The organism is Pseudocitrobacter vendiensis (assembly GCF_943590815.1).
GTDB lineage: Bacteria > Pseudomonadota > Gammaproteobacteria > Enterobacterales > Enterobacteriaceae > Pseudocitrobacter > Pseudocitrobacter vendiensis.
Genome location: NZ_CALSBS010000018.1, coordinates 66671 through 89981, shown reverse-complemented (window position 1 = coordinate 89981; position 23311 = coordinate 66671). Strand labels below are relative to the sequence as shown.

At 50.4% G+C, this 23311-nt stretch carries 25 protein-coding genes and 1 pseudogene; 15 read left to right on the top strand and 11 right to left on the bottom strand.

Features of this window, described 5'->3' with window-relative positions:
* Positions 1-34 precede the first annotated feature (34 nt).
* Positions 35-883, top strand: a complete 849-nt coding sequence (rhaR, locus tag NMC31_RS17775; RefSeq protein WP_253898683.1) for an HTH-type transcriptional activator RhaR — start codon at positions 35-37, stop codon at positions 881-883.
* Here the strand turns inward: rhaR and rhaT are convergent, their stop codons facing one another.
* Complete coding sequence (gene rhaT, locus NMC31_RS17770; RefSeq protein WP_253898682.1) at positions 884-1918, bottom strand: L-rhamnose/proton symporter RhaT; 1035 nt, start codon at positions 1916-1918, stop codon at positions 884-886. It lies immediately after the preceding gene.
* Between the two features lie 370 nt (positions 1919-2288).
* On the opposite strand from rhaT, the gene sodA reads away from it, so the two are divergent.
* Both sodA and NMC31_RS17760 read left to right on the top strand, forming a co-directional pair.
* Positions 2289-2909, top strand: a complete 621-nt coding sequence (sodA, locus tag NMC31_RS17765) for a superoxide dismutase [Mn] (protein WP_015966516.1) — start codon at positions 2289-2291, stop codon at positions 2907-2909.
* 555 nt (positions 2910-3464) lie between these two features.
* Positions 3465-4136, top strand: a complete 672-nt coding sequence (locus NMC31_RS17760) for an oligogalacturonate-specific porin KdgM family protein (protein WP_253898681.1) — start codon at positions 3465-3467, stop codon at positions 4134-4136.
* A gap of 103 nt (positions 4137-4239) precedes the next feature.
* Here NMC31_RS17760 and NMC31_RS17755 read toward each other — a convergent pair whose 3' ends face one another.
* The 3 genes and pseudogenes from NMC31_RS17755 to NMC31_RS17745 all read right to left on the bottom strand — a co-directional run.
* On the bottom strand, positions 4240-5547 hold the full coding sequence (locus NMC31_RS17755; protein ID WP_149464231.1) for a TRAP transporter large permease: 1308 nt from the start codon (positions 5545-5547) through the stop codon (positions 4240-4242).
* Position 5548: 1 nt separating this feature from the next.
* On the bottom strand, positions 5549-6046 hold the full coding sequence (locus tag NMC31_RS17750) for a TRAP transporter small permease (RefSeq protein ID WP_253898680.1): 498 nt from the start codon (positions 6044-6046) through the stop codon (positions 5549-5551).
* Between the two features lie 16 nt (positions 6047-6062).
* Positions 6063-6983: pseudogene (locus NMC31_RS17745) on the bottom strand (TRAP transporter substrate-binding protein); the annotation flags it as partial.
* A gap of 405 nt (positions 6984-7388) precedes the next feature.
* On the opposite strand from NMC31_RS17745, the gene yiiM reads away from it, so the two are divergent.
* On the top strand, positions 7389-8084 hold the full coding sequence (gene yiiM, locus NMC31_RS17740) for a 6-hydroxyaminopurine reductase (RefSeq protein ID WP_253898679.1): 696 nt from the start codon (positions 7389-7391) through the stop codon (positions 8082-8084).
* Between the two features lie 117 nt (positions 8085-8201).
* On the opposite strand, the gene cpxA is transcribed toward yiiM, so the two are convergent.
* Together cpxA and cpxR are read right to left on the bottom strand one after the other, a co-directional pair.
* On the bottom strand, positions 8202-9575 hold the full coding sequence (cpxA, locus tag NMC31_RS17735; protein WP_149464227.1) for an envelope stress sensor histidine kinase CpxA: 1374 nt from the start codon (positions 9573-9575) through the stop codon (positions 8202-8204).
* A complete protein-coding gene (gene cpxR / locus NMC31_RS17730) occupies positions 9572-10270 on the bottom strand; it encodes an envelope stress response regulator transcription factor CpxR (RefSeq protein WP_253898678.1) in 699 nt (232 codons plus the stop codon). Before cpxR ends, cpxA begins: the two co-directional genes overlap by 4 nt.
* 150 nt (positions 10271-10420) lie before the next feature.
* On the opposite strand from cpxR, the gene cpxP reads away from it, so the two are divergent.
* On the top strand, positions 10421-10918 hold the full coding sequence (cpxP, locus tag NMC31_RS17725) for a cell-envelope stress modulator CpxP (protein WP_149464226.1): 498 nt from the start codon (positions 10421-10423) through the stop codon (positions 10916-10918).
* A gap of 186 nt (positions 10919-11104) precedes the next feature.
* Here the strand turns inward: cpxP and NMC31_RS17720 are convergent, their stop codons facing one another.
* Together NMC31_RS17720 and NMC31_RS17715 are read right to left on the bottom strand one after the other, a co-directional pair.
* Positions 11105-12088 carry a phage integrase gene (locus NMC31_RS17720; RefSeq protein WP_253898677.1) on the bottom strand — a complete coding sequence of 328 codons (984 nt, stop codon included), beginning with the start codon at positions 12086-12088 and terminating at the stop codon, positions 11105-11107.
* A gap of 84 nt (positions 12089-12172) precedes the next feature.
* Positions 12173-12481, bottom strand: coding sequence for a helix-turn-helix domain-containing protein (locus NMC31_RS17715; protein ID WP_253898676.1), 309 nt, complete (start codon positions 12479-12481; stop codon positions 12173-12175).
* A 115-nt stretch (positions 12482-12596) separates the two neighbouring features.
* On the opposite strand from NMC31_RS17715, the gene NMC31_RS17710 reads away from it, so the two are divergent.
* The 7 genes from NMC31_RS17710 to NMC31_RS17685 are packed head-to-tail and all read left to right on the top strand — an operon-like array spanning position 12597 to position 17357.
* On the top strand, positions 12597-12866 hold the full coding sequence (locus NMC31_RS17710; RefSeq protein WP_061069464.1) for a Cox family DNA-binding protein: 270 nt from the start codon (positions 12597-12599) through the stop codon (positions 12864-12866).
* A 2-nt stretch (positions 12867-12868) separates the two neighbouring features.
* Positions 12869-13204, top strand: coding sequence for a hypothetical protein (locus NMC31_RS17705; RefSeq protein WP_253898675.1), 336 nt, complete (start codon positions 12869-12871; stop codon positions 13202-13204).
* Positions 13205-13213: 9 nt separating this feature from the next.
* A complete protein-coding gene (locus NMC31_RS17700; RefSeq protein ID WP_253898674.1) occupies positions 13214-13783 on the top strand; it encodes a 3'-5' exonuclease in 570 nt (189 codons plus the stop codon).
* A 2-nt stretch (positions 13784-13785) separates the two neighbouring features.
* Positions 13786-14004 carry a ParE family toxin-like protein gene (locus NMC31_RS26305; protein ID WP_436650623.1) on the top strand — a complete coding sequence of 73 codons (219 nt, stop codon included), beginning with the start codon at positions 13786-13788 and terminating at the stop codon, positions 14002-14004.
* A gap of 39 nt (positions 14005-14043) precedes the next feature.
* The gene (locus NMC31_RS17695) at positions 14044-16701 is read left to right on the top strand and encodes a toprim domain-containing protein (RefSeq protein WP_253898673.1); all 2658 of its coding nucleotides are present in this window, start codon (positions 14044-14046) and stop codon (positions 16699-16701) included.
* Positions 16702-16711: 10 nt separating this feature from the next.
* The gene (locus NMC31_RS17690) at positions 16712-17083 is read left to right on the top strand and encodes a DUF2528 family protein (protein ID WP_253898672.1); all 372 of its coding nucleotides are present in this window, start codon (positions 16712-16714) and stop codon (positions 17081-17083) included.
* 22 nt (positions 17084-17105) lie between these two features.
* Entirely contained in the window at positions 17106-17357 is a 252-nt protein-coding gene (locus NMC31_RS17685) for a hypothetical protein (protein WP_253898671.1), read from the top strand.
* A 27-nt stretch (positions 17358-17384) separates the two neighbouring features.
* Here the strand turns inward: NMC31_RS17685 and NMC31_RS17680 are convergent, their stop codons facing one another.
* The 3 genes from NMC31_RS17680 to NMC31_RS17670 are packed head-to-tail and all read right to left on the bottom strand — an operon-like array spanning position 17385 to position 20511.
* Positions 17385-17654, bottom strand: a complete 270-nt coding sequence (locus NMC31_RS17680; protein ID WP_241297874.1) for an Ogr/Delta-like zinc finger protein — start codon at positions 17652-17654, stop codon at positions 17385-17387.
* A 53-nt stretch (positions 17655-17707) separates the two neighbouring features.
* Positions 17708-18727 (bottom strand): phage portal protein, encoded by a 1020-nt coding sequence (locus NMC31_RS17675; RefSeq protein ID WP_253898670.1) that lies wholly within the window; start codon positions 18725-18727, stop codon positions 17708-17710.
* Positions 18724-20511: a terminase large subunit domain-containing protein gene (locus NMC31_RS17670; protein ID WP_253898669.1), complete on the bottom strand. Its 1788-nt coding sequence runs from the start codon at positions 20509-20511 to the stop codon at positions 18724-18726. The genes NMC31_RS17675 and NMC31_RS17670 overlap by 4 nt, the downstream gene beginning before the upstream one ends.
* A gap of 185 nt (positions 20512-20696) precedes the next feature.
* On the opposite strand from NMC31_RS17670, the gene NMC31_RS17665 reads away from it, so the two are divergent.
* The 3 genes from NMC31_RS17665 to gpM are packed head-to-tail and all read left to right on the top strand — an operon-like array spanning position 20697 to position 23305.
* Complete coding sequence (locus NMC31_RS17665; protein WP_253898668.1) at positions 20697-21533, top strand: GPO family capsid scaffolding protein; 837 nt, start codon at positions 20697-20699, stop codon at positions 21531-21533.
* A gap of 34 nt (positions 21534-21567) precedes the next feature.
* A complete protein-coding gene (locus NMC31_RS17660) occupies positions 21568-22596 on the top strand; it encodes a phage major capsid protein, P2 family (protein ID WP_253898667.1) in 1029 nt (342 codons plus the stop codon).
* Between the two features lie 10 nt (positions 22597-22606).
* The gene (gene gpM / locus NMC31_RS17655) at positions 22607-23305 is read left to right on the top strand and encodes a phage terminase small subunit (protein ID WP_253898666.1); all 699 of its coding nucleotides are present in this window, start codon (positions 22607-22609) and stop codon (positions 23303-23305) included.
* Positions 23306-23311: the final 6 nt, after the last annotated feature.

Below are 23311 nucleotides of genomic sequence, written 5' to 3'. Positions count from 1 at the left end.
GACAATAGTGCGTTATAAGTCGTGAGGTATGGCTGTGTCGGGTCACTTAGTTCTGCGAAAAGAGGAATTCTTTGCTCGCCCCGGGCAAGCGGTGGCGGTCGCCGATCGTTATCCGCAAAACGTCTTTGCGGAGCATACTCATGAATTTTGCGAGCTGGTGCTGGTCTGGCGCGGAAACGGCCTGCATATGCTCAACGATCGCCCATATCGCATTACGCGGGGCGATCTCTTCTACATTCGCGCGGAAGATAAACACTCCTACGCCTCGGTTAACGATCTGGTTTTACAGAATATTATCTACTGCCCCGAGCGGCTGAAGCTTAATCTGGACTGGCAAAACTACCTGCCTGGACTGAACGGCAGCGCCTGGACGCCGCACTGGCGCATTGGCAGCAACGGAATGACCCAGACGCGGCAAATTATCACTCAACTGGAGCATGAAAGCCGTAAAGATGAACCGCTGGCGAATGAAATGGCCGAGTTGCTTTTTGCCCAACTGGCGGTCTCTTTCAAACGTTATCGCTACGCTACCGATAATCTGGAAGCGACGCAAAGCGAAGCATTGCTCGACCGATTGCTGAGTGCGCTTGCCGGAAGCCTGAATCGTCCTTTTTCTCTCGATCTGTTTTGTTCGCAGGAAGGTTGTAGCGAACGTGCGCTGCGTCAGCAGTTTCGCCAACAGACGGGCATGACGGTGAATCACTATCTGCGCCAGCTGCGTATCTGCCACGCGCAGTATTTGTTGCAGCATACCGATTTAATGATCGGAGAGGTGGCGATGCAGTGCGGTTTTGAGGACAGTAACTACTTTTCGGTGGTGTTTAATCGTGAAGTGGGGATGACGCCTGGTCAGTGGCGTCATCGCACCGGAGTGGTTGCCTGATTAACTCGCCATACCCAGCCCAACAATATTCGCCGCGATGATAATCACCACGCAGCCGACGCTCAGCACGCCGACCGGACGGCGACCGGCATTGGCCCACTCTTTCAGCACCAGACCAACCAGACCACCGCACAGCACGTAGAAGCTCATGTGCAGCATCCAACTGATGTATTCATACTGCGCCGGAATTTTGGCGTGGCCCCAGGCGTAGAAGAAGAACTGCAAATACCACATCAGGCCGCCCAACGCGGAGAGCAGTACGTTGGTGATGATCAGCGGTTTTGCCAGCGAGAAGTCCGCTTTTACTGACAATGTTTTCACTTTTGCCAGACGAATAAAGCAGAAACCGAGGTTAATCAGCGCGCCACCGCCCATGATAACGACATAGCTAGGCAGTGCGACGTAGAGGGGGTCAACGCCCAGCGCAGCCGCCGCTTCGTGCATCGGTTTTGCAGCACTCATCGCGAATGACATTCCCGCTGAGAAGATGCCGCACATCACCGCCAGCAACAGCCCTTTCTTGAGGTTAAAGTCTTCCGCTTTAATGCCCATGTTGCGCTCTTTCAACTGGCCCGCGCGGGTGACGATGCCCACGCCGATCAGCGCAACCAGCACGCCCAGCAGCGTCATGCGGCCGCCTTTGGTGTTGATCAGCACATCAAAGTTACCGTTCAGAATCGGCGTCATTAGCGTGCCGACAATCAGCGTAATGCCAATCGCAATCCCAATGCCCATCGACATGCCGAGATAGCGCATCGTCAGGCCATAGTTGATATTGCCGATGCCCCACATCGCGCCGAAGAGAAAGACCGGCATCAGGGTTGAGGCGCTAAATGAGCCGTAGTAGGCCCAGAAATTGGGTAACAGCAGGGCACTGATTGTCCAGGGGAGAATAAGCCACGATACGGTGCCGCCAACGGACCACATCGTCTCCCAGGACCAGTGTTTGACCTTCTTGAAGGGGGCATAGAAACAGGCTGCACTGGCTGCGCCTATCAAATGCCAGAAAATGCCCATCATAATCGCATTATTCATTATTGTTTCCTCAACGGGTTGTTGTTGGTTCAGGCTTCCTGCCAACTCGTTGAGCTTAAAAAGTATGCGATTTATTAACCTTCCATTAATTGCCACCGTGAATCAAATAATGACCATCAGAGCAATGTCGTGGTGAGTGGCTTCACACTTTTACATTCTGCGTAAAAAGCCAGGCGGTTGTGCCTTTCACATTGATAGGCAAGGTATTTCTGGCTTGTAAGCCTCGTAAAATCAGGCACATAACAGAAAGTTATAACCTTATAAAAACTACGGCATTGATAATCATTTTCAATATCATTTAATTAACTATAATGAACCAACTGCTTACGCGGCGTTAACACTTTGCCGCCCGACAATAATGGAGAAGATTATGAGCTATACCCTGCCATCACTGCCTTATGCATACGATGCCCTGGAACCGCACTTCGATAAGCAGACGATGGAAATCCATCACACTAAACACCACCAGACCTACGTGAATAATGCGAATACCGCGCTGGAAAGCCTGCCGGAGTTCGCTTCCCTGTCTGCTGAAGAACTGATCACCAAACTGGACCAGATCCCGGCTGAGAAAAGAACCTTCCTGCGTAACAACGCCGGCGGCCACGCTAACCACAGCCTGTTCTGGAAAGGCCTGAAAAAAGGCACCACCCTGCAGGGTGACCTGAAAGCAGCTATCGAGCGCGATTTCGGTTCCGTTGACAAATTCAAAGAAGAATTCGAAAAAGCGGCTGCGACCCGTTTCGGTTCCGGTTGGGCATGGCTGGTGCTGAAAGGCGACAAACTGGCTGTTGTTTCTACCGCTAACCAGGATTCCCCGCTGATGGGTGAAGCTATCTCTGGCGCATCCGGCTTCCCAATTGTGGGCCTGGACGTTTGGGAACACGCTTACTACCTGAAATTCCAGAACCGCCGCCCGGACTACATCAAAGAGTTCTGGAACGTTGTGAACTGGGACGAAGCTGCTGCACGTTTCGCAGCTAAAAAATAAGTTTGTATCCATAGCCTTGCCGTAAGGTGAGGTATGAAAGCCCCCGCAGGGTTAGGCTGCGGGGGCTTTTTTTATTTAACGTCTGACTGTTAGGGCGGTGCTTTTAAAAATATGCCTGTGTTAGTTTTATGGATTCAGATTGCGCTAACATATTTTTAGCATGTTTGCCTTTGTCAGAATGCCATAGATTATTAGTACATGGCACTCCAGCCAGGATAATCGCTAATTGCATCGCTAATAGCTAAATAGCGAGATTATATTTGTGTTGGTAATGGCTAATATTTATTAACTCACTAACTGAATAATTGTAAGAAAACCTTTTTATTCATTTGCTTACATTCTTTTTTGCCGGATAATACATTCATTCAAAAGTCTATTTTTATTATTTTCTTTATTTTATGAATATATTTTTCATAAATTTATTGCGTATTTTTGAATTTGCGCTCAAATTTAATTAAAAAATCACAATGATATTGAATCATTTTTATATGGATATTAACGTTAGCGACAGTGCCTATGGCATATGTTGATATTAATTAATATGGATATTATTTTATGAAAAAAGCGCTTCTTCTTTTGTTGCCTCTGGTTACCACCAGCGCCCATGCGGTCTATGTTGATGTTCGTCATGAGTTTCTTGATGATAGTAAAGCAAATTATGACCGTGCTTATATATCTCATCGATTTGGTAACGGTTTCGGTTTTGCCATTGAAGCTATTTCAAAATCAGGCGGCGACGATACCGATCGTCCATTCAATGATATGGAAGTACAGGGTAATGAATATACGGTAAGTTATCAGTTCAAAACTGGAGACGTTGCATGGCAACCGGGTTTTGTACTCGAAGCGGGTAATGGCTACTCAACATACAAGCCCTATTTGCGAGCAACCTGGACATTAAATGAAAGCTGGTGGGTAGGTGCGCGTTACCGTTTTGAATATGTACGTCGCTCTTCTGATGATCGCGATGATGATAAAATAAATCGTATGGATGTCTGGGCTGGATATAAATGGAATAATTTTGACTGGACTCTGGAAGGGATTTACAAGAAAGCTAATAAGTATGATCAGTTTGATAATGGTAAGGATAACTACGAATTCAATTTCAGAACGGCTTACCTGATAGGCCAATGGTCTCCGTTTGTTGAAGTTGGTAACGTTTCTGTAAGAAGCACTAGTGATGAGCGCCAAACACGTTTCCGTGTTGGTGTCGGTTATACGTTTTAATCATTAATTCCTCTGCCTTTGCTTTTCTTTTGTCGGTTATCCTTACGGATAACCGATTTTTTTTTACATCCCCCTCTTTCATACGAGAAAGAGGGGGAATGTTTTACATAACACCGAGCAGACGCGGCAGGAATAACGTTAACTCAGGCAGATAGGTAATCAGTAAAAGTACACTGATGATCGCCATATAAAAAGGCATCAACGGTTTTAAAACTTCTTCTACTTTAACCTTGCCGACACTTGCGCCAACGTATAACCCACTGCCGACAGGAGGAGTGATTGTACCAATTGCCAGGTTATAGATCATGATGATGCCAAAATGCACGGGATCAACACCCAGTTTAACCATTATTGGCAGTAAAATAGGGGTGAATATCAGAATTGCAGGGCCAATGTCCATAAATGCGCCGATAATTAACAAAAATACCGTAATCACCAGCAAAATGAGCGCCTTGCTGTCAGAAATGCTCAGAATCATTTCGCTCAGCGCGGTGGGAATATTGGTTATCGACATCGAGAATGACATTGCGGAGGACGTGGCCAAAAGAAACATAATGATACCCGTCATCACGGTTGTCTGAATAAATACAGACGGCATATCCTTTATTTTCAGTGTCTTATAGCATATCAATGTCAGGAAAAGGGTATAGACGACGGCAATAGCAGAGGCCTCAATGGCCGTAAATATACCTTTTACGATGCCACCCACGATAATCACGATCAATAGCAGGCTCGGGACTGCTTCGAGGGTTACCTTAAGCGCCATTCCTTTTTGCAGCGCAAAAAAGACGCGATAATTATGTCGCTTTGCCACAAACCAGGTGACGAGCATGCAGCCTACCCCCCACAGTACGCCAGCGACCATTCCTCCTGCAAATAGTGCTGCAATGGATGTACCGCCACTGGCCAGTGCATACAGAATAAAGGCTGTGGTCGGGGGAATGAGCATGCCGGTAGGAGCAGAAGCAATGTTAACGGCGGCAGCAAAGCTGCGGCTGTATCCTTCTTTTGCACTCATCGGTACCAGCACGCCGCCAATCGATGTTGATGCTGCAATTGCTGAGCCGGAAATAGCACCGAACATCATATTACCGACGATGTTAGTGTAAGACAGTGCGCCGGGCAGGCGGCCGGTAAACAGTTTGGCAAAATTGACCAGTCGGGTAGCTATCCCCCCACTGTTCATTATCACACCAGATAAAACAAAGAAGGGGACAGCCAGAAGAGCAAAGCTATCGAGGCTGGAGAACATTTTTTGCGCGGTCGCAAACATTGAAATATCGAACGGCAGCGCCAGCATCATCGTGCAGGTAGAGGCGATTACGATACAAATACCAATTGGCGCTCCCATTGCCAGGAGCACAACAAATACGCCAATCAGAGTCAGTGAGGCTGAAATAGGATCAATCATGTCATTTCTCCGCATGCTGTGAGTAAGGAGAGGAGAGGGCTTTTAGCGCATCGATAATGTTCATTACGCTGTAAATGATGATGAGCACTCCCGCAATCGGTAGTGCGTAATAGACTTGCCCCATCGGAATCCCTAATGCGGGCGAAACCTGTAGCATTGATATGGATGAAATTTTCAGACCGCCGATAATTAAAATCCAAACGGAGAATGCAACGAACGTTAGCTGTAGAATGATCAGCCAAATACTACGCAACCGTGGCGATACTTTGTCGACGAGGATGGTCAAGCTGATATGTTGTTGTTTACCCGCGACATAGGCCATCCCCAGCATGGAAATCCAGACCAGTGAGAAGCGCAGAAGTTCTTCGGTAATGGTACTGGGCTGGCCAACAATGTAACGACTGATAACCTGCCAGCACGAGACCGCGACCATCATTGCCAGCACCAGACAGCAAACCACCTCCAGTACACGGTCAAGCCACTTCCTTATTAATTCCATTTTTTTCCCTTACGTGTCAGTGTTTAGCCGCTTGTATTTTTTGATAGAGTGCATCCAGTTCAGGGCGGTTTTTCAAACTGGCATAAATAGGTTGCACTGCCTGCTGGAACGGCTTGATATCAATATCAAAAAATTCAACATTGAAGTCTTTAATGGCCTGCTGTCTTGTCTTTTCGATTTCGGCATCCCACGCTGATTTCTCAAATGCAATCGATGCCTTAACTGCGTCTTTAACAATTTGCTGCTGCTCTGGCGTCAGTTTTTCTAGTGTCAGCGAGCTCATCACCAAAATATCGGGAATGCGAGTATGCATGTCATAGGTATAGAACCTGGCGACTTCGCCATGTCTGGCAATGGTCAACGCAAACTCGTTATTTTCAGCACCATCGAGAATGCCTTGTTGAAGCGAGGTATAGACTTCCGCCTGGCTCATGGCGATTGGCGATGCGCCTAGCAGCTTTAACGTCCGTATTGCCGTTTCGCTTTGCATTACGCGGATCTTTTTACCTTTAAGGTCTGCGATGCTGCGCACGGGCGCTTTGCTCATATAAAAATTACGTGCGCCGGAATCGTACCAACCGATGCCGATAAACCCTTGCGCCTCAGTCGATTGATAAACTGATGTCATGACCTCAGGGTTATCCATCACTTTGTAATATTCATCACGGTCTGCAAAAAGATAGGGAAGGGAGAAAACGCCGTACATCGGGGAAAAGCTTTCCATCAGTCCTGATGACACTTTGGTGATGTCCACCACGCCAACCTGTGTCAGCTCAACCAGTTCGCGTTCACCTCCCAGCTGCCCGTCGGGGAAATACATCACTTTGATTTCACCGTGCGTTTTTTCTTCTATCTGGTCACCAAGATAGCGAAGTGCGTCTTTCACGGGCTGACTATTTTCTGCATAAGCAAGACGTAGCACCGTTCCTGCATGGGATATCGCGGGGAGTGAAAGGCAGCACATCAATAGTATTTTGACTGTCCGTAGTAATTTCATAGGGCCCTCAACGTTATGTAGTTTCGCCGCGAAATTACCTGCAAATACCGTTAATAACCTTGTGACTACTGCCATACCAAATCGAAATGTGGCAAAAAAAGCGTAATGACACGACAGAGCGCTAATAAGGGTGATTTTAGGAATCCATTTAGTTACATACTTATAAATAAGTAAAAAATATCAATTGGATAAATAGTTTCCTGAAGATCCCGAATCCCCAACAAACGCCCACTCCACATGCAAAGCGCGTTTGGACTCATGAACCTATATGGCAAAAAAAGATTGTATTTCCCCCTGCGACCAGCGAGCCTTTAGGCAGTGATTTCCGTGAAACAGGGTGACGAGATGCATTATCCGGTTGAGGTTTTTATTGGCACAATCCGCGACTACGAGGGTAGCCGCCCAAGTGCGATTGCTAAGGTGCAGGTAGACGGCGAGCTGACGCTGACCGAACTGGGGCTGGCGGGTGATGAGCAGGCAGAGAAAAAAATCCACGGTGGCCCGGAACGCGCACTGTGCCACTATCCTCGCGAGCATTACGCAGAGTGGATGCGCGAATTTCCAGACCAGGCCGATCTCTTCTATGCGCCCGCATTTGGCGAAAATCTTTCAACGCACGGTTTAAACGAAAAAGAGGCCTTTATCGGCGATATCTTCCGTTGGGGCGAGGCGTTGATTCAAATTAGCCAGCCGCGTTCACCCTGCTTCAAGCTGAACGACCATTTTGGCATTGCCGATATGTCTTCACAGATGCAAAGCCGTGGCAAAGTGGGCTGGTTGTATCGCGTGGTCGCGCCGGGGCAGGTGTCGAGCGACGCGCCGCTGGAGCTGGTTTCGCGGCTGAGCGAGGTGTCCGTGCAGGAGGCTGCTGCGATTGCCTGGCATATGCCGTTCGATGAAGAGCAGTATCATCGGTTGATGTCGGCGGCAGGGCTATCTACAAGCTGGACGAGAACGATGCAGAAGCGGGTACTTAGCGGCAAGATTGAAGATAATTCGCGAAGATTGTGGGGTAAGTCGAGGGGCGTTAGTGCGGTTTGATGCCCTTACCCCGGCCCTCTCCCACAGGGAGAGGGGGAGAATCACACAAGCTTGAGCATTGGCTCGATCGGTTCCCTCTCCCTGCGGGAGAGGGTTAGGGTGAGGGGGCCCTCATCCCTACGTCCGCTTATACAACGGCAACCAAATCGTTAACCGCAACCCGCCAAGCGGGCTGTCATCGGCCTTGACCCAGCCGCGATGCTGCTGAATAGCGGCTTCAACAATCGCTAAGCCAAGCCCGGTGCCGCCGGATTCACGGTCACGGGCTTCATCGGTGCGATAGAACGGACGGAAGATTTGCTCTCTGTCCTCCGGGCTGACACCCGGACCATCATCGTCAACGTTTACGGTGATGCCGTCTTTATCGACCGAAAACGCCACCGCGATTTTGGTGTGTGAGTAACGCAGAGCATTGCGCACGATGTTTTCCAGCGCGCTTTCCAGCGCATTCGGGTTACCGTACAACGGCCACGGACCTGGCGGGTAATCGATGCTAAAGGATTTGCCCATCTGCTCGGCTTCGAAGGCGGCGTTATCCAGCACTTCGCCCCACAGTTGGTTGGCCTTCATCGTCTCGCTGACCAGCGCGTTATTTGCCTGATTACGCGACATCACCAGCAGATCGTTAATCATGCTGTCCAGACGCTGCGCTTCGGTTTCAATGCGCTCCAGTTCTTTGCTCTCGCCGCTGCGGCGACGCAACAGTGCGGTGCCTAGCTGCAAACGCGTTAACGGCGTGCGCAACTCGTGAGAGATATCAGAAAGCAGACGTTGCTGCGCCGTCATCATGCGCTCCAGCGCCGTCACCATCTGGTTAAAGCTGGTGCCTGCGGCTAAAAACTCCTGCGGGCCGGCTTCCAGTTCAGGATGCTGACGCAGGTTCCCCTGGGCGACTTCATCGGCGGCGTTTTTCAACTTACGCGCCGGCTTTGCCAGACTCCACGCCAGCCATAACAACAGCGGCGAACTGACTAACATTGTCACGATGAGCAGCAATAACGGGCGGTCAAACAGCAGGTTGATAAAATCTGATTGTGAACTGCTGGCAGGTCGAATCAGGTATAACTGGTAGTTATCTTCCCCATCGCGGATGGAGAAAGGGCCTACCAGCTCAACGCGGCCATACTTCTTCTTCTGGGGGTGATCTGAGTTATCTGATTGCCCAATAAAGTTACGAATGATCTGCATTTCGCTGCGTTCTGCGCCGATCACGCGGCCTTCGCTGGTCACCAGCAGAAGACGTTGACCGGGCGGCGCCCACTTATCAATGGCACGGAACAGACGACGCCACCACATCAAATCGTTCGGTGGATCTGCCGCCAGTTCTTCTTCAACGTGCTGTTCGATCATCATGCCCTGGCGCTGTTCGCTGTCCAGCAGCTCGGTCATCTGACGAGAGTCGAGCTTCGGTAGCATCAGAACCAGCATCAGCACCAGTGCCAGCGTTAACCAGAAAATGGCGAAGATGCGAGCGGTCAAACTTCCTATCATGAAGCCGATACCATCAGATAACCGCGACCACGCAGGGTTTTAAACCACGGATGCCCATCTTTACGCTCCGGCAGTTTGCGGCGCAGGTTCGAGATGTGCATGTCGATAGCGCGATCAAACGGGGTCAGGCGCTTGCCCAGCACTTCCTGGCTAAGATGTTCACGAGAAACAACCTGGCCGAGATGCTGCGCCAACAAATAAAGCAGGGTGAATTCAGTGCCGGTCAGCTCAAGAACCTGCCCATCAAAGCTGGCTTCCTGACGGCCCGGGTTCAGGCTCAGGGAATCGACTTCAACGGTCGGGGAACCGACGTCGCTGCTTTGCTGCTGTTCGCTCCAGTGGGAACGACGCAGAATCGCGCGTATACGCGCAACCAGTTCACGATCGTTGAACGGCTTAGGCAAGTAGTCATCTGCGCCCAGTTCAAGGCCCAGAACGCGATCCAGCTCGCTTCCGCGCGCGGTAAGCATAATAACGGGGGTCTGGTGTGTCTGACGAAGCTCTTTAAGCGTGTCGATACCGTTTTTCTTCGGCATCATCACATCGAGCAAAAGCAGGTCGATGCTGTCGTCCAGAAGTGCCAGTGCCTGTTCACCGTCATGGGCTACCAGGACGTTGAACCCTTCCATGTCGAGCAACTCCTTTAACAAGGAAGTGAGCTCGCGGTCATCATCAACTAATAAAATTTTATTCATATTTTAAATACCTCCGAGGCAGAAATTACGTCATCAAGGCCCGCTAATCCATGACTTTACGTTGTTTTACACCCCCTGACGCATGTTTGCAGCCTGAATCGTAAACTGTCTCTCGTTGAATCGCGACACAAAAGTTTTTGGGAGCAAGTGATGCGCAATGTTATCGCTGCCGTCATGGCCTCAACACTGGCGCTAAGTGCTACTAGCCAGGCAGCTGAAGTCGTCACCAGCGTTAACTGGCACCCCGCTGAGGGTAGCACGCAGCGTAGCAGTCAGGGTCATATGTTTGACGGCATAAGTTTAACCGAACATCAACGTCAGCAGATGCGAGATCTGATGCAACGAGCCCGGCATGACCAGCCGCCCGTTAATGTTAGCGAAGTAGAGACGATGCATCGTCTCATCACAGCAGAAAAATTTGATGAAGCCGCTGTACGCGCTCAGGCCGAAAAAATGGCCAAAGAGCAAGTTGCCCGCCAGGTAGAAATGGCGAAAGTGCGCAACCAGATGTATCGCCTGCTCACGCCAGAGCAGCAAGCGGCTCTAAATGAGAAACACCAGCAACGTATGGACCAGTTGCGTGAGGTTGCCGGGATGCAAAAAAACCCAACGACAATGTTATTTAGTAGTACCCGTAGCAACCAGTAACAAACCCTGTTTTTCCTTGCCATAGACACCATCCCTGTCTTCCCCCACATGATGTGGGGGTCTTTTTTTTCAACGACTTACAAACTTTTCAGGCCAATTTTACCGTCCACACTGTCCACACTTCCGTTTCAGGGGGTTTCAGGCAGTCCCGAAACGGAAAAATGCGTCCACATGTGGACGGAATCATCAGACCCCCAGCCCCCCTTTCAGCGGATTCAGCGCGATCGCGTTCTGGAGATAATCCGGTGCCAGATGTGCGTACGCCATCGTCTGCTGAATGCTGGCGTGGCCAAGTATCTGCTGAAGCGCAATGATATTCCCGCCGTTCATCATAAAGTGGCTTGCGAACGTGTGGCGCAGAATGTGGGTGGCCTGGCCGCGTGGCAGGTCGTGTTTGACCCTCCGCAGCTTCCGGCAGAAGTTTTCATAGTCCACCCGGAACAGCCCCGCGCTGGCGTTGGCCATGACTTCTTCCTCCAGTTCGGCAGAGATGGGAACCACGCGCTTTTTGCCGTTCTTCGTTTCCAGGAAGACGACACGGCCGTGCATAATCTGCGATTCCGTCAGCGTGCTGACCTCTCCCCAGCGTCCGCCTGTGCTGAGGCACAGCAGGGCAACCAGCCGGTAATCGCCCGTCAGCGTGTCCAGCAGGCAGCTAATTTCGGGTTTTGTGAGGAAGGTCATGCCGGGATTTTTCTCTTTCAGGGGAGGCAGGCCGCGCAGCGGGTTTTCCCCCTCAAACTCATCCAGCTTAATCAGGGCGCTGAACATGCCGGACAACCGGTAAATATCACGGTTGATGGTGGATGCGCTTATTCCCTGCGCCAGCCTGCGGCTGCGGTGGACTATCAGCATTCGTTTGTTTACTTCTCCTACCTGCGGATTATCCAGCGCGGTGATGGTTTTGATGAGATGCCTGTTTTCAATCTCGCCATTCTTCTGCGTCTGGCCGTGGTAGAGCCACCACAGTTCCCTGATATCGTCCAGCGTGCGCCTGTCAATCTGTGCGGCCGGATCCCATTCCTTACGCTGAAACTTACCCAGCATGTACCGTTCATACGCAACAGCATCAGCCCGCCTGTTGAATATTTTGCGGACTCGCTTACTGGTGCGTCCGCCCGTTCTTGTGTCCAGTTCATAACGTCCATCATCGAGCTTCTTAATCGCCATAGCGAAGCCCTCCGATGTAGCTTCCGGCCTGCGACCACAGGCAGTCAGCAAATTCAAAATACAGGTCTAACCAATTTTCAGCTTTTAACGGTGTGATTTTGCTGCTTTGTGGGTTAAATCCGGAACATCCTCCGGTTGTTCTGACCCATTAAGAGAGAGAGCCGGGGATATCTGGCCAATCTCCGGGGCGGTTTCGTCGGTGGTTAACCACAGGGCATATTTTTTAAAACGCGGATTCGTGGTTATCTGCAAAAGCGCTTTAACACTAGGCTCTGATTTTCCCCCTTCATATCTTTTCAGTGTCCCCATTGCTAACTGCGTGATTTCGCAGAATTTAATTTGTGTTAGATCCTCAGAAATTCTAATCAAGCGTATTTTTTCAGAAAGCTGCATTTGACAAGGTCTCACTTGTGATCCTATTATCTCGTCATTGGTCTCACATGTGAGACCAAACCAAAGAAAACCAGTCCTGAACGGTCTGGGATTTACTTCAAAGCGAGGATAACACATGAACCTTGATGATTTGCTTATCAAGTACCCGCTCGAAGGGGTGACAACTGAGAAGTTTGCGGAGCTGTTGGGTAAGTCTAAAAATGCCGTGGATATGATGGTTAAAGCGGACAAAATTCCCTTTATTGAAATTCAGGATCCGGAGAAGCCTGGGGCACGTACGGAGAAACTTATTTGTATTGAGGAATTTAATAAAGGCATCCGGCTTGCATTTGCAAAAAAACCAAAAGCACAACGCGATGCGTGGCTAATGTGGTTAGGGCTTTAATTATGAAAACTAAATACGCGACCCTGATTCGTAGCCTTTTGCAAAATTACCATGCACAGGCAAACGCTATTGAAAAAGAAACATTCTCTGTCCATAGCGACGGATTACAATTAATGGAATTGAATATCCAATTGGCTAAATGTCTTGAGGGAATAACTTCCACTGCTCGCTTTAATAATGACGGTGAAGATTTTGAGGAACTTCATAAAATTACACTTATGGTGTTCGGTGGAAACATACCAACTGAAAATAATATTTCAGGTCTTATGTCTCTGGCTACTACCGCATTAAAAAGTAATAACTCACATCTTAAATCTGTTGCATCTTCCCAGCGCTAAGGAACCAACATGAAACATTTAATGATTGACCTCGAAACTATGGATAACAAACCGACTTCTGCGATTGCTTCTATCGGTGCTGTATTCTTTGACCCTGAAACTGGCGAAATGGGTGAGCAGTTTTATCAGCGCGTTAGCCTGGGTAGTTGTGTCGGCCATGGCCTAACTATGGGTTCAGAAACCGTATTATGGTGGATGCGCCAGGATGCCGAAGCGCGTAGCGAGCTGCTTAATGACGATTGCCTGGACTTGCCTCTGGCGTTAGCGAATCTGGAAGCCTTCATTACTGAGCATTCTGACCCGTCTAAAGTGCAGGCATGGGGGAATGGTGCGGCGTTCGACAATGTGATTTTACGTAATGCATTGGATAAATGCGGGTTTGCCGATCCACTATGGCACTACTGGAATGACCGTGATGTAAGAACGGTTGTTGAACTGTCAAAAACGCTTGGGCTGAATGTTCGTAATATTATTAAATTTGAAGGTGTTAAACATCACGCCTTATATGATGCCATTCATCAGGCTAAAGTCGTTTCTTACGTCTGGATGTATCTCGTAAAAATAGCCAGTGTGAAATAAATATGCTGACAGTGACCTCTCATGCAAGTGAAAGTGTCATATGTAAGGCATTTTCTGTGCTGACGGAATATTACAACGGCAAAAAGGTATATCAGGTTATAAAACCACATCATTATTTTTCTGTTCATGTTTCTTATCGTTGGCGGTTACTGAGTAAAGATAAAGGCAGGCATTGGGAATTAATGACGCATGAGCGATATAACAAACAATACCGAATATAGTTTTTTTGCCTTTCACACCTTTCTACATCTGGATTAATTATGAATGCCACAATACAGCAGGACGTTGTGCGCCGGCTCGTTCAGGATTTTGAATTTAAGGAACGGGATAAATATTTGCAGCAGGGTGTTTGCCCTAAATGCCATAAACGCGAACTGTTCACCAGCATAGATAAGCCCTGGATCCTGAAGTGTGGCCGCGAAAACAACTGCGGCCATCAGGTTGTTGTCAAAGAGCAGTACCCTGAAATCTTTGAGGACTGGTCTAAGCGGTACCAGGATACCCCCGAAACCCCGCACGCCGCTGCTGAGGCGTATCTGCGCGAGGCTCGGGGGCTGGATACTGAACCGCTGAAAGGTTGCTTTACTCAGGGCGCATTTGCTAAAGAGGGGATGGGGTCGGCAACCGTCAGATTTAAGCTGGCCTGTGGTGCGACGTGGGAGCGCATCATTGACCAGCCGCAGCGTTTCGGTAAGCAGAAAGCGAACATCAGAGGAAGCTACGTTGGCCACTGGTGGGTTCCGCCGTCTGTAAACCTGCTGGAAGTGAATGAAATCTGGATCACCGAGGGCATATTTAACGCGCTGAGTTTGTGCCAGGCGGGTCTACCTGCCGTGGCCACACTGAGCAGCAACAATTACCCACTGGCGGCGCTGGATACCCTGGCGAAAGAGCTGGGCGAGAAACCCCGCCCACGTCTGATATGGGCGTTTGATGGCGACAAAGCCGGCACTAAGCACACGCTGGCCTTTGCTGCACGTAGCGAGGAAGCCGGCTGGAAGGTTCGCGCGGCGCAGCCGGTGAAATCATCCTCCAGTCTGGACTGGAATGACCTGCTTTTACGTGGTCGGTTCAGCAAATCGGACATCAAAAATTATCGCTACTATGGCGATATCCTGCTGGCGAAAAGCCCGACTGAAAAAGCGCTGCTCATGCATCAGCATAACGAATGGCATTCGTTCTACTTTGAACATAATTCCCGCATGTACTGGTTTGAACTGGATCTGGACAGGTATATGCGAGCCTATGAACGCATCACCAATACCGGTACCGAAGTGGTGATGGAGTGGGAGGCCAAAGAACGGGCGGTTAAAGAGTCAGGTGGCGTGACCGAAATCGCCAACTGCTGGCTGACGCCGCTTTACTTTCAACGGTCTGAACCTACGGACGAGTCCTGGTATTACGTGAAGGTCAATATGCCAAACCGACCAGCCGTGAAAGACACCTTCACGGCCAATCAGCTCACCAGCTCCGCCGAGTTCAAAAAGCGTCTGCTGCACATTGCCAAAGGGGCGGTTTACACCGGCAGTACCAAACAGCTGGATAAGTTCATCCAGATGCGCCTCCCGGAAATCAAAGAGGTCAAGACGCAGAATTTTATTGGTTACAACAAAGATTATGCCGCCTGGCTGTTTAATCGTGTGGCCGTGTGTGATGGCCGGTTGTATGAGATGAACGACGAGGATTATTTCGAAATCAACAGCGCCAGCGTCAAGAGCCTGAGCCTCACACCTTCGCTGGATCTGAATCCGAAGCTCAACGAATTCACCACGGGCTGGGTTGACGATATCTGGACGGCATTTGGTGAAAAAGGGTATGTGGCGCTGGCGTTCTGGCTGGGGTCGCTGTTTGCTGAACAAATCCGGGAGCGTGATAAGTCTTTCCCGTTCCTTGAAATCGTGGGTGAACCCGGAACAGGTAAATCAACGCTGATTGAATTTCTGTGGAAGCTCGCCGGCCGTGAAGAGTATGAAGGGTTTGACCCGTCAAAATCGACCGCTGCCGCGCGCGGCCGTAACTTTGCACAGGTCGGCAACTTGCCGGTGGTCTTAATCGAAGGCGACCGTACCACGGATAACGCCAAACAACGCGCTTTTGACTGGGACGAACTTAAATCACTGTACAACGGTCGTGCTTCCCGCGCCGTGGGTATCAAATCGAACAATAACGAGACCTACGAGCCGCCATTCAGAGGCAGCATAGTGATAGCGCAGAACGCAGACACAGACGGTAGCAAGGCGTTTCTGGAGCGTATCATCCATATCTATACCGACAAGCGCGGCCAGTCCATCCAGACCCGCTACGCTGCCGAACGGCTTGAACAGATACCCGTTAGTCAGGTATCCGGGTTCACACTGCTGGCCACCATGCGTGAAAAAGAAATCATGAAGGTGTTCGGCCAGGGTTACGAACGCGCTCGTAGTGAGCTGGAGTCCAATACCAATATTCGGCATATTCGTATCGCCAAAAATCACGCGCAGCTGGTTGGTTTGCTGGAAGCGCTGGCGCTGGTTGTGCCGGTACCAGTGGAACGTATTGAGAAGACCCGCGAGGCCATCACCGCGCTGGCTGTGGAACGTTGCCAGGCACTTAAAAAGGATCACCCTCTGGTACAGGAGTTCTGGGAGCTGTTTGATTACCTTGACGAGCTGGCACCGCACGGTATTAACCATTCATCGGATGAAGGGGAAATTGCGGTCAACTTTAACCATCTTGAGGAAGTCGCCGCCGCCCACCGGCAGCGTATTCCGTTTACTTTAACCGAGATTAAAAAGCTGCTTAAAAACGGCAATGAGCGCCGTTTTATCGACACCAAAACCACGCGCAGCGCAGTGAGTGAACGCCATAACCGTGGCAAAGGTGAAATGCAACGCATGCCGGATACATTCCGTTGCTGGATATTCCGTAGGGAAAAATAAGGGGAAAAGAATGACAAATATCAAAAGATATACCGTGGATTATGACTGGAAAGCGGAGATTGATATTGAAATTGACCACAATGTAATGACAGAAGAAAAATTACATGAAATTAATAATTTCTGGTCGGAAGCTAAATACCGTCTCATGAAGCATGAATCTGTACTTAATGCCGTCTTAATTATGCTGGCACAACATGCGATGCTCATTGCACTTGAGAATAACTTTAATACATATGGTGTTGTATGTGAATTTGACTGGAAAGAAGGTAACGGGCAGGAGGGATGGCCTCCAATGGACGGTTCTGAGGGAATCAAAATTACAGGGGTTGATGTGTCCGGCGTTTTTGATTCGGATGATATGACCATTAAGATTATTGATTAGCGAATAATTATAGGGTGAATAAATGAAGCAAAATTATTTTTCGTATGAGGAATTGCTGATGGGAATTTTTAATATCAGCGATGAACTATATGAAACGACTGATTTTGATGAGCTGACAATGGAGCACTTCGATATCAGTTTTGAGCAATTTGCTAACGTTGTTGATGTTTTGTTGCCGCTTACTGCTGTGGTTCACTCCCCTTTGAGTGGGAGAAACTATCACGCATTCCTTAAAGATGGCATTGCCTTTATCAAGACTGAGGCAAGTGCGTAAAAGTAAGGCACCTGTCGGTGCCTTTTTCTATGCAGCCATTCCGGCTTTCAATAAATCCAGCGTCATTTGCTTCTGTTCTGGTGAGAAGGAATTGAGGATCGTCTGCACCATCAAGTCCCCGGTCTTGGCACTGGGGCTTAACGTGTGGGAGAACGTCAGGTTAAGCACGAAGGTATGGCCACACTCCACGTCTGAACAGGCGCAGTAGATATCTGAAATATGCGGGTGCTTGGGATTTGTCTTTTTGATGATCGCCTTTGCTCCGCACTCCGGACATTTTACTTTTAGTACCCGCATATTCCGCGCTCCATGACCCTGAAAACGCCTATATTTTAGCCTTTTTGAGGGTATTAATCACCTTCCAGCTCGCTGTCTTTCATGTAATTCAGGTATAAATGTTGTGGAATATCGGGCTGATTCGCTACTGCTGCGGCAAACATGCGCTGGATTGGCAGAATTTCAGCTTTACGGTAGGTTTTAGCCGCTTTCTCAATATCTCCCATTACTGCGCCGTTCGTCGGGATAATCCCCGCCAGCCCTGCCGGGAAGCGATGCGCGGTCAGCACGTCCTGGGCGCTGATGCTCTTGATGTTCTGAAACTCATCTTTGGCGCTGATATCGCCAATCGGGATAAATTTAATGCCATCCGGATCGCCTTTGGGGATGTTCACAAACATGGTGCTGAAGTTCCCGATCCCCTTCGACTGTTCCAGCTTGCTGATAATCTCTTCTTCCACTTCGTCGGTCATGTTCGGGTCATTGGAATAGATAATGCCCCCCGTGTGAGCGCCGTTGTGGTAGTAACGGCGGCGGAAGATAGTCGCCTCACCGTTCAGCAGTGCGGAATGAATGCCGCTGATGTAGTCCGGGAGGCCATAAACCGCCTGCTGCGGGTCGTACTGCTTCAGGAAGATGATATCTTCAGGGGGGTAAATCATTGGTTCAGCCTGTTGCAGCACGACGAATTCTCCAGTTTTGCGCTGCCGGGTGTACAGCGCCGGCAGCGGATACAGCGCCACCACATCCCCCCATCCATTGCGCACCTTCAGAATGGCCACATCACCGAACGTCAGCCAGTCGAATACTGCCGCCCCCAGCTGTTCATGCGTAAGCCCGCCATTTTCATAGTTTGCCGTCACCATATTGCGACGGGCATACAGCACGCCGCCGTGCTGTGCATTGAGGTTCACCAGTTGCGCGAGTGCCAGCCGGTCAATCGGTAGCGTCCAGTGCTCTGCCTCGTTGTCGTACCAGACATCGGTATAGTTTGTGCCGGTGGTCAGAATGGGTTCAGGTTTACCCAGGCTGATAAGGCTCATATGGCGCGGTTTTGGGGCGCTGCGACGCTCCCGGAATTTGCGTTTCTTCATGCTGCTTTCCCTAAGTTTCCCCAGCGTGATTTACGCTGGTTTCCGTAATTGAGTGGTTCATTGTCGATAGCGTGGGCGATAGCCCAGAAACTGTCTGCGTGGCCTGTTTCTGCGGTGCGATCGGCAACGAACGTCATCGCGTTGCCGCTGGCCGTGGACGTGCGCCGGATGGTCATAAAGCTGGCGGCGATTTCGGTCTTCTCCTTATCCCATTCCACGCGGCCGTCTTCGATTACGTCAATCATCTTCATCACCAGACGATTTTTGGTCTCGACGCCGTAGCGGATCGCGACTGCCTGGCGCATGGCAAAGTGCTGAACGTCTTCAAAGACACCGCTTCCCAGCCCGGTGATATCAATACCGATGTAGGTCATGTTGTACTGGCCAAACAGCTTCTTAATCTGTGCCGCCTGCCATTTCCAGTTCATCCCCTGCCAGTGGAAAACGCGCAGTACGCGAAACTTTTCGACGGCCAGTATCGGCGGCGCGATAATCACAAAGGTGGACGTATCGCCGCTGCGGGCGGGGTCATAGCCTGCCCATACCTCTCTGTTACCGAACGGACGGGGAAGGTCTTCGTCATGGTCTTCCCACGTATCCGGATCGACACAGCATTTTTCGACGCGGGAGAACGAAAATACGCTGTCTTTACTGTCCACGAATACGCACATATAGAGCATGTTGAACGTGTCGCGGTTGTAGCGGTTGCGTAGCTTCTCGATGCTGGCCAGGTTAAAGCCACCGGCGATCGCATCTTCCAGCGTGATGATGTAGCGCCACTGGCCATCGGGGCAGAGTCGCCCACCGTTGCGCAGCTCCTTTTCTGTTGGAAACTGCACCCGCGCGCGTTTTTTGTCGCCGCGCTTCCATTCTTCCCCCGTCCAGAACGGGTATGCCTGGTGGGTTTTGCTGCTGGGCGTGGAAAAGTAGGTGGTACGCCATTTGTCGTGCGTGGCCATCGCACTGGCCACTTCATTCAGTTTTGCGAAGTTCGGTACCCAGAAATATTCATCGCAGTACAGATGGCCGCTGTAGGACTGGGCGGTATTCTTGTTGGTGGACAGGAAGCGCAGCTCCGCGCCGTTGGACAGGCGGATGGGGTTGCCCGTGAGTTCCACGCCGAAATACTGCTCTGCGATGTTCACGATGTAGCTTCGGAAGACTTCCGCCTGGGCTTTGGATGCCGAGAGGAATATTTGCGGATCGCCCGTCATCACCGCATTTTCAAAGGCTTCTATCGAAAAATACCAGGTCGCGCCAATCTGACGGCTCTTGAGGATATTCCTGATCTGTTGGTGAAGATTGGCTCGCAGGTGTTTCTGGTACCCGAAAAGATGCTCCAGCGCGAACCGGTCAAAATCCTCCTGGGTGAGATGGCTGATATCGTTCTTTTTGTATTTTCCGCGTTTACGCGATTTCTCCCCGTCGCCAGGCTGGCGCGGTGCAGCTGCATCGCCGTCGCCACGGTGTTTAATTTCAGCCAGCTTTTCCTGATGCTTGTTATTCTGCGCACGGAGTTTCACCAGGTGGGCGACAAGACTGTCCAGCTCGCGCAGCTCCAGCTCTGATTTGCCCTCACGTAGCGTCAGTGACTGCACGCGGCGATTCAGCGCGTCTTCTGTAGATTCATGGCTGAGCAGTTCCGCCCAGCAATATTTCTCCGCCCAGTAATAAACGATTCGCCGGTTGGGTAAATTAAGTTCGCTGGCAATTTCCTGCGGTGTATAGCGCTTCAGGTATAGCGCCCTTGCCACTCCTTTTAGTTCTTCACTGTATTTTGCCATCGGCTTCCTTGCCATAATTCATCTTTTTATTAATAAGCGAATTATTCAGCAAATTACCCTCAATTTTTGAAAATTAATTCTGCTTTGTTCGGTTATTGCTTATATCCGAATTTCTCCGAAATAATTGGAGTGCGTGAGAGTCTTTTATTGTTAATACTGAAACTCGCAGAATGAACGGAGGCAATATGTCAGGTTCACAACTGGCAACAAACTGGATTTGTATCGCCACTGCGGGTGAAACAGTCGATAAAAGAACCATTGAAGAACAATGGTTACTCGATGCCGCTGAATTATATGACCCCAATTTATATACCGCGCTGTTATGGCCGGAGCATACCCGTAATTTCGGGAATATGGGGGAAGTGCTGGAAGTAAAAGCCGAGCGGGATGATGAAGGTATTCTTCGTTTATATGCCCGACTCTGTCCGGCTATTGCATTGCTTCAGGCTAATGCGAAAGGACAACTTTTATTTTTATCACCGGAGTTTACACCGGACGGGAATTTCAGAAATACCGGCAAAACCTATCTCGAAGGTCTGGCCATTACTGACAGTCCGGCCGGGGTAAGCACCACACGGCTACGTTTCAGCCGCACGAAAGGAAAACGTATCGGGCCATATAAGCCGCTGGCGTTTGATGAAGTCAGGGAATTTAAAAAGGAAAAGGGAATGTCTAAAGCGAAAAAAGGCTGGCGTCATTTTTTCAGTATTGAAGAACCGGAACAAACTACTGAACCGGATCCGGTGCCGTCTGATGCCATGCAGGCGATGGCTGATGCGCTGGCCGCACTGGAAGACCGTGTGACGGCGATTGAAACGCGTCTTGATACTGCTGAAGAAGCCGTATCCGATGTGCAGGACGATGTAGAAACCGTGAAAGAGGTGGTGGATACCGAAGATTTTGCGCGTCTGGTTGGCAATCTGCCGGAGCTGGTGAAGGGCTTCAGCAAGCTGAATGAGAAAGTTACCAAATTGCCGAACAAGCAGTTCAGCAAGGGCAAAAAAGGCTTCAACTTCCTGTAAGGGATGATGCTGATTTTCTTTAAGGAAAATGAATATGCAATTGAATGCAAAAGCCCGTCAGTTTCTGCGTCAGTACCATACGGGGCTGCGTGAATCCTACGGTGCTACTGAAGAAGACCGCTGGTTTGCGCTGACCGACCCGAAAGAAACCCAGATGCGTAATGCATTGCTGGAAGAGTCTTCCTTCCTGAATTTCCTGACGGTCGCTGATGTTGACCAGTTACAGGGGCAGGTTGTGCCGGTCGGCAGTTCGGGGCTGTATACCGGTCGTGTGCTGGATGGTCGCTTCCGTAAAAAAGTGGGTGTAAGCGGTAATGACTACAAGCTGGTCGAAACCGATTCCTGTGCCGCGCTGACCTGGCAACTGCTTTCTGTCTGGGCGAATGCCGGCGATGAAAACGAGTTCTTCCAGCGTGTCCAGGAGTTCACCAATCAGGCGTTTGCGCTGGATATGCTGCGTATCGGCTTTAACGGTAAGTCTGTTGCGGAAACTACAGACGCCGAGAAGAATCCGAACGACGAAGATGTGAACAAGGGCTGGCACCAGATCGTCAAAGAGTGGAAGGATGGCCAGCAGATCATCACCGATGCGGTTGTGCTCGATGGCGACGGTAAAGGCGATTATGTGTCACTCGATGCGATGGCTTCCGACCTTATTAACGCCAAAATTCCGGCACAGTTCCGCAATGACCCGCGTCTGGTGGTGCTGGTTGGCGCTGACCTTGTGGCGGCTGAATCTTTCCGCCTGTACCAGAAAGCGGATAAGCCGACCGAGAAGATTGCCGCACAGCTGCTGTCTGACAGTATCGCCGGTCGCACGGCTTACGTTCCGCCGTTTATGCCGGGCAAACGTATGATCGTCACCACGCTGCCGAACCTGCACATCTACACCCAGCGCGGCACGCGCCAGCGTAAGGCGGAGTTTGTGGAAGACCGTAAACAGTACGAAAACAAATACCTGCGTAACGAAGGTTATGCGGTTGAGTATCCGGAACTGTACGCCGCGTTTGATGAAAGTGCGGTAACTATCGGGGCACCTGTCGCGCCTCCGGCAGGCGAGTAAGGGGAATTTGATGCAACTGTCACCGGCACAGCGCCACAGCGCACGAATTGAAGCAGAGCGGTTACTGCGACAACAGCAGTCTCTGGACACGGAAACCAGCCTGCACATTCAGATTGTCGCGCTGGAGAAAGATGTTGCCGCGGCCGCAGCGATTGAAAGCCGCGCTGAGCGCATGGAGTTTAAGCGTGATGTGCTGCTACCGCGCTGGATGCCTACCGCGCAATCCTGGCTGGAGGGTGACAGTGTGCAGCAGAATCCTGTTTTTGCCTGGTGTGTCGTCTGGCTGTTTGATACAGGCCAGTTTGACCAGGCGCTGGACTGGGCGGATGTGGCCATCCAACGGGGGCAGGAAACCCCGGCCGCGTTCGGCAGTGCGTTCCCGGTGTTTGTGGCGGATACGGTGTTGTCCTGGGCGGAAGCGGAAGCCGTTGAGGGACATGATGTAGAGCCGTATTTCGGCCGCACGCTGGGGAACGTGATGCAGCACTGGAATGTGTATGAGGTCATAAAGGCCAAATACGTGAAGTTTGCCGGTCTGCACCTGCTACGCGATGAAAACGGAGAGCCACGCGCAGCGGCAACGGAAGACAGGGAAGTATTGCTCCGGGCTAAGGAACTGCTGGAGCAGGCGAAGGGATTCGACCCTAAATGTGGTGTCGGCACGATGTTGCAGCGTATAGCTGCACGTCTGCGGGTACTTAACAAGTAAAAGGCT